This window comes from Massilia sp. Root351, assembly GCF_001425045.1.
GTDB lineage: Bacteria > Pseudomonadota > Gammaproteobacteria > Burkholderiales > Burkholderiaceae_D > Rugamonas.
On the sequence record NZ_LMDJ01000010.1, the window covers coordinates 1 to 13,225 of the forward strand.

10 protein-coding genes, 1 tRNA gene and 1 pseudogene are annotated in these 13,225 nt (G+C 59.9%); 11 read left to right on the forward strand and 1 reads right to left on the reverse strand.

Annotated elements, in window-relative coordinates:
* The 10 genes and pseudogenes from ASD15_RS31680 to rpoC all read left to right on the forward strand — a co-directional run.
* Nucleotides 1-132, forward strand: a pseudogene (locus tag ASD15_RS31680) (elongation factor Tu); the annotation flags it as partial.
* Between the two features lie 74 nt (nt 133-206).
* A tRNA-Trp gene (locus ASD15_RS12545) sits at nt 207-282 on the forward strand.
* A 35-nt stretch (nt 283-317) separates the two neighbouring features.
* Nucleotides 318-701 carry a preprotein translocase subunit SecE gene (gene secE, locus ASD15_RS12550; protein WP_056392625.1) on the forward strand — a complete coding sequence of 128 codons (384 nt, stop codon included), beginning with the start codon at nt 318-320 and terminating at the stop codon, nt 699-701.
* Nucleotides 701-1,318, forward strand: coding sequence for a transcription termination/antitermination protein NusG (nusG, locus tag ASD15_RS12555; protein WP_057155331.1), 618 nt, complete (start codon nt 701-703; stop codon nt 1,316-1,318). The genes secE and nusG overlap by 1 nt, the downstream gene beginning before the upstream one ends.
* Before the next feature lie 111 nt (nt 1,319-1,429).
* Complete coding sequence (gene rplK / locus ASD15_RS12560) at nt 1,430-1,861, forward strand: 50S ribosomal protein L11 (RefSeq protein WP_056392621.1); 432 nt, start codon at nt 1,430-1,432, stop codon at nt 1,859-1,861.
* Nucleotides 1,862-1,863: 2 nt separating this feature from the next.
* Nucleotides 1,864-2,559 carry a 50S ribosomal protein L1 gene (gene rplA / locus ASD15_RS12565; protein WP_057155332.1) on the forward strand — a complete coding sequence of 232 codons (696 nt, stop codon included), beginning with the start codon at nt 1,864-1,866 and terminating at the stop codon, nt 2,557-2,559.
* A 245-nt stretch (nt 2,560-2,804) separates the two neighbouring features.
* A complete protein-coding gene (gene rplJ, locus ASD15_RS31685; RefSeq protein ID WP_056392631.1) occupies nt 2,805-3,335 on the forward strand; it encodes a 50S ribosomal protein L10 in 531 nt (176 codons plus the stop codon).
* 64 nt (nt 3,336-3,399) lie between these two features.
* The gene (gene rplL / locus ASD15_RS12575; protein ID WP_057155334.1) at nt 3,400-3,774 is read left to right on the forward strand and encodes a 50S ribosomal protein L7/L12; all 375 of its coding nucleotides are present in this window, start codon (nt 3,400-3,402) and stop codon (nt 3,772-3,774) included.
* Nucleotides 3,775-4,029: 255 nt separating this feature from the next.
* The gene (gene rpoB, locus ASD15_RS12580) at nt 4,030-8,139 is read left to right on the forward strand and encodes a DNA-directed RNA polymerase subunit beta (protein ID WP_057155335.1); all 4,110 of its coding nucleotides are present in this window, start codon (nt 4,030-4,032) and stop codon (nt 8,137-8,139) included.
* A 72-nt stretch (nt 8,140-8,211) separates the two neighbouring features.
* On the forward strand, nt 8,212-12,438 hold the full coding sequence (gene rpoC, locus ASD15_RS12585; RefSeq protein ID WP_057155336.1) for a DNA-directed RNA polymerase subunit beta': 4,227 nt from the start codon (nt 8,212-8,214) through the stop codon (nt 12,436-12,438).
* 44 nt (nt 12,439-12,482) lie between these two features.
* Here the strand turns inward: rpoC and ASD15_RS32285 are convergent, their stop codons facing one another.
* Nucleotides 12,483-12,731 (reverse strand): hypothetical protein, encoded by a 249-nt coding sequence (locus tag ASD15_RS32285; RefSeq protein ID WP_057155337.1) that lies wholly within the window; start codon nt 12,729-12,731, stop codon nt 12,483-12,485.
* On the opposite strand from ASD15_RS32285, the gene ASD15_RS32290 reads away from it, so the two are divergent.
* Nucleotides 12,730-13,188: a hypothetical protein gene (locus tag ASD15_RS32290; protein ID WP_157200923.1), complete on the forward strand. Its 459-nt coding sequence runs from the start codon at nt 12,730-12,732 to the stop codon at nt 13,186-13,188. The genes ASD15_RS32285 and ASD15_RS32290 overlap by 2 nt on opposite strands.
* Nucleotides 13,189-13,225: the final 37 nt, after the last annotated feature.

Below are 13,225 nucleotides of genomic sequence, written 5' to 3' on the forward strand. Positions count from 1 at the left end.
ATGCCAGGCGACAACGTGTCGATCACCGTCAAGCTGATCAACCCGATCGCGATGGAAGAAGGTCTGCGCTTCGCAATCCGCGAAGGCGGCCGTACCGTGGGTGCTGGCGTCGTTGCCAAGATCCTCGGCTAAGAATCTGCGCCAAACACTAGCGCCCGACTGCAGTCGGGTGCTATAATTGCGGATTCACTGATCAAGTTTTACGTAGGGGCGTAGCTCAATTGGCAGAGCGTCGGTCTCCAAAACCGAAGGTTGGGGGTTCGAGGCCCTCCGCCCCTGCCACCGAATCTGGTGCAGGGCACCGAAAGTAAAATAGAATGTCTAATCAATCCGTGCAAACCGTTAGCACGTCAAACGACAAGTTCAAAGTCGTGCTGGCAGTGGTTGCAGCGATTGCAGGCGTAGTCGGGTTCTTTTACCTGGCAGGTCAACCATCCCTGGTGCGGGCAGCTGCGCTTGTGGGTGGTTTGCTTATTTCCGCCGGCATTGCTTACACCTCTACCTCCGGCCGCGATTTCCTGAATTTCGCTAAAGAAGCCGTCCGCGAAACCAAAAAAGTCGTTTGGCCTACGCGCAAAGAAGCAACGCAAATCACGATGATCGTGTTTGCCTTTGTATTGGTAATGGCTGTGTTCCTGTGGGGCACGGATAAGTTGCTGGAATTCCTGTTGTACGACGTGATTCTGGGTTGGAAACAATAATGAGCGAAAATGTGCAAGACGACGTGCCGGGCGAAGTTCCGGCACCGGCACAAGATGCCGCCGCTGCGCTGAGCACGCCAGTCAGCAACAAGCGCTGGTATGTTGTGCACGCTTATTCCGGCATGGAAAAAAGCGTCCAGCGTGCACTGACCGAGCGCGTCGAGCGCGCCGGCATGCAAGATCAGTTCGGCCAGATCCTGGTGCCCACCGAAGAAGTGGTGGAAGTCAAGAACGGCCAGAAGTCCGTCACCGAGCGTCGTTTCTTCCCCGGCTATGTGCTGGTGGAAATGGAAATGACCGACGAAACCTGGCACCTGGTGAAAAACACCAGCAAGGTCACCGGTTTCATCGGCGGCAAGTCGAACAAGCCTACTCCGATTCCTGCGCGCGAGATCGACAAGATCATGCAGCAAATGCAGGAAGGCGTCGAGAAGCCGCGTCCGAAAGTGCTGTACGAAGTGGGCGAGCAAGTCCGCATCAAGGATGGTCCGTTCACCGACTTCAACGGCAACGTGGAAGAAGTGAACTACGAAAAGTCCAAAGTGCGCGTCTCGGTTACCATCTTCGGCCGCGCGACCCCCGTCGAACTCGAGTTCGGCCAGGTCGAGAAGGTTTAAGCTGCAAGCGCCCCACGGAGCGCGGCTCCGGCCTAATCCGAATCAGAGGAGCCCTGCCATGTAGTACCGGCGGGGCGCTACTACTCAAACCCAAAGATAGGAAGTGCCCAAATGGCAAAGAAAATCATTGGCTTTATCAAGCTGCAAGTGCCAGCCGGTAAAGCAAACCCATCCCCTCCAATCGGTCCAGCGCTGGGTCAGCGCGGTCTGAACATCATGGAATTCTGCAAAGCGTTCAACGCGCAGACCCAAGGTATGGAGCCAGGCATGCCGATCCCAGTCGTGATCACCGCATTCGCCGACAAGTCCTTCACCTTCGTGATGAAGACCCCGCCAGCGACGTACCTGATCAAGAAGCACTCGGGCGTCACCAAAGGTTCGCCGAAGCCACATACCGACAAAGTCGGCAAGCTGACCCGCGCCCAAGCTGAAGAAATCGCAAAACTGAAGACCCCGGACCTGACCGCCGCCGACATGGACGCAGCAGTGCGCACCATCGCCGGTTCCGCACGTTCGATGGGCATCACGGTAGAGGGCATCTAATCATGGCAAAACTGTCCAAACGCGCTCAAGCCATCAAGGCTAAAGTAGACCGTACCAAAGTGTACGCTTTCGACAACGCAGTTGCGCTGATCAAAGAACTGGCCACCGCCAAGTTCAACGAATCGATCGACGTGTCGGTACAGCTGGGTGTGGATCCTAAGAAATCCGACCAGGTGGTACGTGGTTCCGTCGTGCTGCCAGCCGGCACCGGCAAGACCGTACGCGTGGCCGTGTTCGCTTCGGGCGACAAGGCTGAAGCTGCCAAGGCAGCCGGCGCCGACGTGGTTGGTATGGAAGACCTGGCCGAGCGCGTCAAAGCCGGCGACATGCCTTTCGACATCGTCATCGCTTCGCCAGACACCATGCGTATCGTTGGTACCCTGGGCCAGATCCTGGGCCCACGCGGCCTGATGCCTAACCCGAAGGTGGGCACTGTAACCCCTGACGTCGCTACCGCCGTGAAAAACGCGAAAGCCGGCCAGGTGCAGTACCGTACCGACAAGGCTGGTATCATCCACGCCACCATCGGCCGCAAGTCCTTCGACGACGCCGATCTGAAGCGCAACCTGGTTGCCCTGATCGAAGCGCTGAACAAGGCCAAGCCGGCATCGTCGAAAGGCGTGTACCTGCGCAAAGTAGCGATCTCGTCGACCATGGGCGCTGGCGTCCGTGTTGACCACGCTGGTCTGGCTGCTTAAGTAAAGAATCAAGTCCCCGGGCGCAAGCCCGGGGCGCATCTTTGGGCTGTCCGCTCCGGCGGGCAGGCAATCAAAGACCGTTGGGGTGGAGGGCAGCAGGCAGGCTTTCCGCTTAATCGCCACACAGCGCCCAACGCAGATGGTGTACCCGAACAAGTTTTGCAGTCCATTGGACTCCTAACCTCGGACGCCGTTGTTCGAACCGATGTGCGGCATTTGCCAAACATCATTTAAGGAGGTTGACCGTGGGTCTCAATCTGAATGACAAAAAGGCCGTCGTAGCCGAAGTTTCCGCAAAAGTAGCAACTGCGCAAACCGTGGTCGTGGCCGAGTACCGTGGCATCCAGGTTGCTCACTTGACGCAACTTCGTGCTAAAGCGCGTACCCAAGGCGTATACCTGCGTGTTCTGAAGAACACCCTGGCTCGCCGTGCAGTAGAAGGTACGCAGTTCGCCGCCCTGGCTGACAGCATGACCGGTCCGCTGATCTACTCGATCTCGGATGATGCCGTTGCAGCAGCGAAAGTCATCAACGACTTCGCTAAAACCAACGACAAGCTGGTCATCATCGCCGGTAACTACGCAGGTAAACAGCTGGATAAAGCTGCTGTTACCGCGCTGGCGAGCATTCCTAGCCGTGAAGTCCTCATCTCGCAGCTGTTGGGCGTTATGCTGGCTCCGGTATCGGGCTTTGCACGTGGTCTGGCTGCTCTGGCAGCGAAAAAAGGCGAAGGTTCGGAAGCTGCTCCTGCAGCCGAAGAAACCGCAGCTGCTTAATAGCGCCGCGCTTTTTTTCTCAAGTAAACAATTCTGTAGCATACAAATAAATTAGGAGTTTCAAATGGCAATTTCCAAAGACGATATCCTGAACGCAGTGAGCGAAATGTCCGTAATGGACCTGAACGAACTGGTCAAAGCTTTCGAAGAAAAATTCGGCGTGTCGGCAGCCGCTATGGCCGCTCCAGCAGCTGGCGGCGCAGCAGCTGGCGCAGCAGTTGAAGAGCAGACCGAATTCAACCTGGTTCTGTCCGAAGTTGGCGCAAACAAAGTTGGCGTGATCAAAGTTGTTCGCGAAATCACCGGTCTGGGCCTGAAAGAAGCTAAAGACGTTGTTGACGGCGCACCAAAAGTCGTGAAAGAAGCGCTGTCGAAAGCTGACGCTGAAGCCGGCAAGAAGAAGCTGGAAGAAGCTGGCGCCAAGGCCGATCTGAAGTAATCTAGTTGTACCGGCGAGCAGTTTTCGCCCGAGCCAAAGTGAGGCATTCCTTCCGGAAGGGAGGAATGCCGGCTTTGGCTCCTTTGTCGTCTTTGTCGTATTTGTAGCGCGTATTTGTAGCAAAATTCAAGCTGCAGTTTGATCATATCGACCTGAAATGATAGAGGCTTGAGGTTTCGTCTGTGTGACGTTCGTTCCGCAGCGCACCTTGCAAAACCTGAATTTTCTATCCTTTCTGTCACTCACGGAGTGTCCATGCACTACTCATTTACTGAGAAGAAACGCATTCGCAAGTCATTCGCGAAGCGCGCCAACGTCCACAACGTTCCGTTCCTGCTGGCTACCCAGCTCGAGTCCTACCACAACTTCCTGCAAGAAGACATCGCACCGTCGACGCGCAAGAATGACGGCCTGCAGTCGGCCTTCACCTCCATTTTCCCTATCGTTTCGCACAACGGCTTCGCGCGTCTCGAGTTCCTGTCGTACGTGCTGGGCGACCCCGCCTTCGACGTCAAGGAATGCCAGCTGCGTGGCCTGACGTTCGCGTCGCCGCTGCGCGCCAAGGTGCGCCTGGTGATCCTGGACAAGGAATCGCCGACCAAGCCGGTCGTCAAGGAAATGAAGGAACAGGAAGTCTACATGGGCGAACTGCCCCTGATGACCACCACCGGTTCGTTCGTGATCAACGGTACTGAGCGCGTTATCGTTTCGCAGCTGCACCGCTCCCCGGGCGTGTTCTTCGAGCACGACCGTGGCAAGACCCACTCGTCCGGCAAATTGCTGTTCTCGGCCCGCATCATTCCTTACCGCGGTTCGTGGCTGGACTTCGAGTTCGACCCGAAAGACATCCTGTTCTTCCGCGTCGACCGCCGCCGCAAGATGCCAGTGACCATCCTGCTGAAGGCGATCGGCATGACGCCGGAGCAGATCCTGGCGAACTTCTTCGTATTCGACAACTTCCACCTGCGCTCCGAAGGCGCCGAGATGGAATTCGTGGCCGAGCGCCTGCGCGGCGAAGTCGCGCGCTTCGACATCGTCGATCCGAAGACCGGCAAGACCATCGTCATGAAGGACAAGCGCATCAACGCCAAGCACGTGCGCGACATCGACGCGGCCGGCCTGAAGCATATCTCGGTGCCGGAAGACTACCTGCTGGGCCGCGTGCTGGCCAAGAACATCGTCGATCCGGAAACCGGTGAAGTGGTGGCCAACGCCAACGACGAACTGACCGAAGACGTGCTGGCCCGCCTGCGCGACGCGTCGATCGCCGACATCCAGACCCTGTACACCAACGATCTGGACCAGGGCGCCTACATCTCGCAGACCCTGCGCATCGACGACACGATGGACCAGACCGCCGCCCGCATCGCGATCTACCGCATGATGCGTCCCGGCGAGCCGCCAACCGAAGAATCGGTGGAAGCGCTGTTCAACGGCCTGTTCTACAGCGCCGACCGCTACGACCTGTCCGCCGTCGGCCGCATGAAGTTCAACCGCCGCATCGGCCGCGACGAACTGACCGGCATGATGACGCTGTCGAACGAAGACGTGCTGGCCGTGATCAAGATCCTGGTCGAGCTGCGCAATGGCCGCGGCGAAGTGGACGACATCGATCACCTGGGTAACCGCCGCGTGCGCTGCGTGGGCGAACTGGCCGAAAACCAGTTCCGCGCCGGCCTGGTGCGCGTGGAGCGCGCCGTCAAGGAACGCCTGGGCCAGGCCGAAGCCGACAACCTGATGCCGCACGACCTGATCAACTCCAAGCCGATTTCGGCCGCGATCCGCGAGTTCTTCGGTTCGTCCCAGCTGTCGCAGTTCATGGACCAGACCAACCCGCTGTCGGAAATCACCCACAAGCGCCGTGTTTCCGCTCTGGGCCCTGGCGGCCTGACGCGCGAACGCGCCGGCTTCGAGGTGCGCGACGTGCACCCGACCCACTACGGCCGCGTGTGCCCGATTGAAACGCCTGAAGGCCCGAACATCGGCCTGATCAACTCGCTGGCACTGTATGCCCGCCTGAACGAATACGGCTTCCTGGAAACCCCGTACCGCAAGGTCGAAGGCTCCATGGTGACCGACAAGATCGACTACCTGTCCGCCATCGAAGAAGGCCGCTACATCATCGCCCAGGCGAATGCGACCATCAACGCCGAAGGCAAACTGAGCGACGAGCTGGTGTCGGCCCGTGAAGCCGGCGAGACCATCCTGGTGTCGCCGGAGCGCATCCAGTACATGGACGTGGCGCCGGGCCAGATCGTGTCCGTGGCGGCTTCGCTGATTCCGTTCCTGGAACACGATGACGCGAACCGCGCGCTGATGGGTGCCAACATGCAACGCCAGGCTGTGCCTTGCCTGCGTCCTGAAAAGGCGCTGGTCGGTACCGGTATCGAACGCACCGTGGCGGTCGACTCGGGCACCACCGTGCAAGCGCTGCGCGGCGGCGTGGTCGACTACATCGATGCAGGCCGCGTGGTGATCCGCGTCAACGACGAAGAGGCGACCGCCGGCGAAGTCGGTGTGGACATCTACAACCTGATCAAATACACCCGTTCCAACCAGAACACCAACATCAACCAGCGTCCTATCGTGCAAGTGGGCGACCGCGTGGCCAAGGGCGACGTGATCGCCGACGGCGCATCGACCGACCTGGGCGAGCTGGCGCTGGGCCAGAACATGACCGTGGCCTTCATGCCATGGAATGGTCTGAACTTCGAAGATTCGATCCTGATCTCGGAAAACGTCGTGAAAGACGACCGCTACACCTCGATCCACATCGAAGAGCTGTCGGTTGTTGCACGCGATACCAAGCTGGGCGCGGAAGAAATTACCCGCGACATCTCGAACCTGGCTGAGAACCAGCTGGCTCGTCTGGATGAGTCCGGTATCGTCTACATCGGCGCGGAAGTGACCGCAGGCGACACCCTGGTCGGTAAAGTGACGCCGAAGGGCGAAACCCAGCTGACCCCGGAAGAGAAGCTGCTGCGCGCCATCTTCGGCGAAAAAGCGTCGGACGTGAAAGACACCTCGCTGCGCGTGCCGTCGGGCATGGTCGGCACCGTGATCGACGTGCAGGTGTTCACCCGCGAAGGCATCGTGCGCGACAAGCGCGCCCAGCAGATCATCGACGACGAGCTGAAGCGCTTCCGCCTGGACCTGAACGACCAGATGCGTATCGTGGAGGGCGACGCCTTCCAGCGTCTGGAGAAGATGCTGATCGGCCAAGTGGTCAACGGCGGTCCGAAGAAGCTGGCCAAAGGCGCCAAGATCACCAAGGAATACCTGGATGATCTGGACAAGTACCACTGGTTCGACATCCGCCCTGCGGACGACGCCGCCGCCACCGCGCTGGAAGCCATCAAGGAATCCATCAACGAGAAGCGCCACCAGTTCGACCTGGCCTTCGAAGAGAAGCGCAAGAAGCTGACGCAAGGCGACGAGCTGCAGCCTGGCGTGCAGAAGATGGTCAAGGTCTACCTGGCCGTGAAACGCCGCCTGCAGTCGGGCGACAAGATGGCCGGCCGCCACGGTAACAAGGGTGTGGTTTCCCGTATCGTTCCAGTGGAAGACATGCCGTACATGGCCGACGGTACCCCGGCCGACGTGGTGCTGAACCCGCTGGGTGTGCCGTCCCGCATGAACGTGGGTCAGATCCTGGAAACCCACTTGGGCTGGGCAGCCAAGGGCCTGGGCATCCGCATCGGCGAAATGCTGGCGCAGCAGATCAAGGTCGAAGAGATGCGCAAGTATCTGACCACCGTGTACAACGAGTCGGGCCGTCCGGAAGACATCGATCAATTCGACGACGAAGAGATCATGAAACTGGCGCACAACCTGAAAAAAGGTGTGCCGTTCGCCACGCCGGTGTTCGACGGTGCGCACGAGTCCGAAATCCGCCGCATGCTGGACCTGGCTTACCCTGACGAGATCGCCACGAAACTGGGCATGACCCCGTCGAAGAACCAGGTCACCATGTACGACGGCCGCACCGGCGAAGCGTTCGAGCGCAAGGTCACCGTCGGCGTGATGCACATGCTGAAACTGCACCACCTGGTGGACGACAAGATGCACGCGCGTTCGACCGGTCCGTACTCGCTGGTGACGCAGCAGCCACTGGGCGGTAAAGCCCAGTTCGGCGGCCAGCGCTTCGGTGAGATGGAGGTGTGGGCACTGGAAGCATACGGCGCGTCCTACGTGCTGCAAGAGATGCTGACTGTGAAGTCGGATGACGTGAACGGCCGTACCAAAGTGTACGAAAACCTGGTCAAAGGCGACCACGTGATCGACGCAGGCATGCCGGAATCGTTCAACGTGCTGGTGAAAGAGATCCGTTCCCTGGGTATCGATATCGACCTGGAACGCAACTAAGACACTGGCGCCGCCGGGCGGCGGAAACCCTCCACCCGGCAGCTTTAAGAATTCAATCACCTGGAGTGATACATGAAAGCTCTGCTCGATCTATTCAAGCAAGTTCAGCAAAACGAGACGTTCGACGCGATCAAGATCGGTCTGGCCTCTCCTGAAAAAATCCGTTCGTGGTCCTACGGCGAAGTCAAAAAGCCGGAAACCATCAACTACCGCACCTTCAAGCCTGAGCGCGACGGCCTGTTCTGCGCCAAGATCTTTGGCCCGATCAAGGATTACGAATGCCTGTGCGGCAAGTACAAGCGCCTGAAGCACCGCGGCGTGATCTGCGAAAAATGCGGCGTCGAAGTCACGCTGGCCAAGGTGCGCCGCGAGCGCATGGGCCACATCGAGCTGGCCTCGCCAACCGCCCACATCTGGTTCCTGAAATCGCTGCCGTCGCGCCTGGGCATGGTGCTGGACATGACCCTGCGCGACATCGAACGCGTGCTGTACTTCGAAGCATACGTCGTGACCGACCCCGGCATGACCCCGCTGAAGAAGTGCCAGATCATGTCGGAAGACGACTACGCCGCCAAGTACGAAGAGTACGGCGACGACTTCACCGCCTTCATGGGCGCCGAAGGCATCCGTGAACTGCTGCGCTCGATCGACATCCACCGCGATGCCGAGACGCTGCGCGTGGAACTGAAGGAATCGAAGTCCGAAGCGAAGATCAAGAAGTACGCCAAGCGCCTGAAAGTGCTGGAAGCGTTCCAGCGTTCCGGCATCAAGCCGGACTGGATGATCATGGAAGTGCTGCCGGTGCTGCCGCCGGAACTGCGTCCGCTGGTACCGCTGGACGGCGGCCGCTTCGCGACCTCCGACCTGAACGACCTGTATCGCCGCGTCATCAACCGTAACAACCGTCTGAAACGCCTGATGGAGCTGCGCGCTCCAGAGATCATCACGCGCAACGAAAAGCGCATGCTGCAAGAAGCAGTGGACTCGCTGCTGGACAACGGCCGTCGCGGCAAAGCGATGACCGGCGCCAACAAGCGTCCGCTGAAGTCGCTGGCCGAGATGATCAAAGGTAAGGGCGGCCGCTTCCGCCAGAACTTGCTGGGCAAGCGCGTCGACTACTCCGGCCGTTCGGTGATCGTGGTGGGTCCGCAGCTGAAACTGCACCAGTGCGGTCTGCCGAAGCTGATGGCCCTGGAACTGTTCAAGCCGTTCATCTTCAACAAGCTCGAACTGATGGGTCTGGCTACCACCATCAAGGCGGCCAAGAAACTGGTCGAGATCCAGGAACCGGTGGTCTGGGACATCCTGGAAGAAGTCATCCGCGAACACCCGATCATGCTGAACCGTGCGCCTACGCTGCACCGTCTGGGCATCCAGGCGTTCGAGCCGGTCCTGATTGAAGGCAAGGCGATCCAGCTGCACCCGCTGGTCTGCGCCGCATTCAACGCCGACTTCGACGGTGACCAGATGGCAGTCCACGTGCCGCTGTCGATCGAAGCGCAGATGGAAGCGCGCACGCTGATGCTGGCGTCGAACAACATCCTGTTCCCGTCCAACGGCGAGCCGTCCATCGTTCCTTCGCAGGATATCGTGCTGGGTCTGTACTACGCGACCCGCGAAGCGATCAACGCCAAGGGCGAGGGCATGCTGTTCCCGGACGTGTCGGAAGTCATCCGTGCCTACGACAACAAGGAAGTCGAACTGACCACGCGCATCACCGTGCGTATCGTCGAGCATCCAAAAGATCCGGCGACCGGCGAGTTCGTGCGCACCCTGACCCGTTATGAAACCACGGTCGGCCGCGCCATCCTGTCCGAGATCCTGCCGAAGGGCCTGCCATTCTCCGTGCTGAACCGCGCGCTGAAGAAGAAGGAAATCTCCAAGCTGATCAACACGTCGTTCCGCAAGTGCGGCCTGCGCGCCACCGTGGTGTTCGCCGACCAGCTGATGCAGTCGGGCTTCCGCCTGGCAACCCGCGCCGGTATTTCGATCTGCGTGGACGACATGCTGGTACCGCCACAAAAAGTCACCCTGATTTCGGCTGCAGAGTCCGAAGTCAAGCAGATCGAGCAGCAGTACGCTTCGGGTCTGGTGACCGCCGGCGAGCGTTACAACAAGGTGGTCGACATCTGGGGCAAGACCTCCGATGAAGTCGGCAAGGCCATGATGGACCAGCTGAAAGTGGAAGACGTCGTGAAACGCGACGGCACCACCACCACCCAGGAATCGTTCAACGCGATTTACATGATGGCCGACTCGGGCGCCCGCGGTTCCGCAGCGCAGATTCGCCAGCTGGCTGGTATGCGAGGCCTGATGGCGAAACCGGACGGTTCGATTATCGAAACGCCGATTACCGCGAACTTCCGCGAAGGCCTGAACGTGTTGCAGTACTTCATCTCGACCCACGGCGCTCGTAAAGGTCTGGCGGATACGGCACTGAAGACCGCGAACTCGGGTTACCTGACCCGCCGCCTGGTCGATGTGACCCAGGATCTGGTGGTGATCGAGGACGATTGCGGCACCTCCAACGGCACGCTGATGAAGGCGATGGTCGAAGGCGGTGAAGTGATCGAAGCGCTGCGCGACCGTATCCTCGGCCGCGTGGCAGGCACCGACATCGTCAATCCTGAGACCCAGGAAACCGTGTTCGAAGCCGGCACGCTGCTGGACGAAGACATGGTGGAAGAAGTCGAGCGCATGGGCATCGACGAGGTCAAGGTCCGCACCCCGCTGACTTGCGACACGCGCTACGGCCTGTGCGCCAAGTGCTACGGCCGCGACCTGGGCCGCGGCATGCTGGTGAACTCCGGCGAAGCAGTCGGTGTTGTTGCAGCACAGTCGATCGGTGAGCCGGGTACCCAGCTGACCATGCGTACCTTCCACATCGGTGGTGCGGCATCGCGTGCAGCAGTGGCCTCGAGCGTGGAAGCGAAGTCGAACGGTACCATCCGCTTCACCTCGACCATGCGTTACGTCACCAACGGCAAGGGCGCGCAAATCGTCATTTCCCGTTCCGGTGAAGTGCTGATTACCGACGACCACGGCCGTGAGCGCGAGCGTCACAAGGTGCCGTACGGCGCGACCCTGATCGTCAAGGACGGCATGGTCATCAAGGCCGGCACGGCCCTGGCGACCTGGGATCCGCTGACCCGTCCGATCATCACCGAGTACGCCGGTACGGTGCGTTTCGAGAACGTCGAAGAAGGCGTGACCGTGGCCCGCCAGGTGGACGAAGTGACCGGTCTGGCAACCCTGGTGGTAATCGATGCCAAGCGCCGCGGTTCGCTGACCAAGACCATGCGTCCGCAGGTGAAACTGCTGAACGAAGACGGCGCCGAAGTGAAGATTGCCGGCACCGAACACGCAGTGGCGATCGGCTTCCAGGTCGGCGCGCTGATCATGGTGAAAGATGGCCAGCAAGTGTCCGTGGGTGAGGTTCTGGCGCGTATCCCGACCGAATCGCAGAAGACCCGCGACATTACCGGCGGTCTGCCGCGCGTTGCCGAGCTGTTCGAAGCACGTTCGCCGAAAGACGCGGGCATGCTGGCGGAAGTCACCGGTACGGTGGCGTTTGGTAAAGAAACCAAGGGCAAGCAGCGTCTGGAAATCACCGACATGGACGGCAACAAGCACGAGTTCCTGATTACCAAGGACAAGCAAGTGCTGGTGCACGACGGCCAGGTGGTGAACAAGGGCGAGATGATCGTGGACGGCCCGGCCGATCCGCAAGACATCCTGCGCCTGCTGGGTATCGAAGCGCTGGCGCGTTACATCGTTGACGAAGTGCAGGACGTGTACCGTCTGCAGGGCGTGAAGATTAACGACAAGCACATCGAAGTGATCGTGCGCCAGATGCTGCGCCGTGTCCAGATCGTCAACGCCGGCGACACCGACTACATCGTCGGCGAGCAGGTGGAGCGTTCCGAGCTGCTGGAAGAAAACGACCGCATGAACGCGGCCCAGAAGATTCCTGCAACCTACGAAAACGTGCTGCTGGGTATTACCAAGGCATCGCTGTCGACCGATTCGTTCATCTCGGCCGCATCGTTCCAGGAAACCACCCGCGTGCTGACCGAAGCGGCGATCATGGGCAAGCGCGACGGTCTGCGCGGCCTGAAAGAAAACGTCATCGTGGGCCGCCTGATTCCTGGCGGTACCGGCCTGGCCTTCCACCGCGCGCGCCGCGAGAAGGAAGTCTGGGAAGCGGAAGAACGCAAAGCCCTGCTGGACGCGGAACGCGCGGCCATCGTGGCCGAGCTGCCAGGCGAGGAAGTTCCTCACGGCGGCGACGAAGCGTAATCTTCAAGCTCCAAAGCAAAACGGCACCTTCGGGTGCCGTTTTTTTATGCGGTCTGCTGCGACCCGAAGAGATCCGACAGCGTGGCCGAGTACAGCAGGCGGTCCGTCCAGACAGTCAACGGGGCAGTGTCCGCGTCCTGCAGCCTTTGCTTGACGTAGTCCGGAAGGATGCCGAAGCGGTGTGCCAGCAAGCGTTCCAGCACCAGTGCCTGTCCCTGCCTGATGCCCCGTTCGAGTCCTTCTTGCTCGCCACGCGCCAGCGCCTCGCGTTCGAATGGCAGAAGATAGTCCATGGTTTCCTCCTTTCGAAGTTTCCTTACCGCTTGCGTCAGCCTCGATTCCAGCCCGGCCGGCAGCCGCATCGGGCGGCCGGTAGCCGCTATCGGCGGTGACCGCCAGCGACGTGACCGGGCACCTGTGGCGATCATAGATTCGATAGTTATAAACGAAAATGCGCTCGGCGAAGGTGCGGCCGGGCCAATTCTGGACTTCAACATGCACCAGCACTGGCTGCGCCGGCCCGGTCAGCATGCTGACGCGGGCCAGTTTATCCACTCGGCGCGGCCCGATCACGGCGTCGGGCGTCAGCTGGGCCATATCCTGGTCCAGGAATTCCACCGGCTGCTGCCAGTCAATGTCAGCGTAAATGGCCGGGAAATAGAATGCCATAAACTCTGGAAAATAACGGCTGAGTGCATTTTTCCAAGGCGTATCGTAGTCGTCTGCCATCGCCGCCTCCGATTGAATTGAAGGGGAATGGTGGCACGGCCGGGGCGTCGCAGTATTG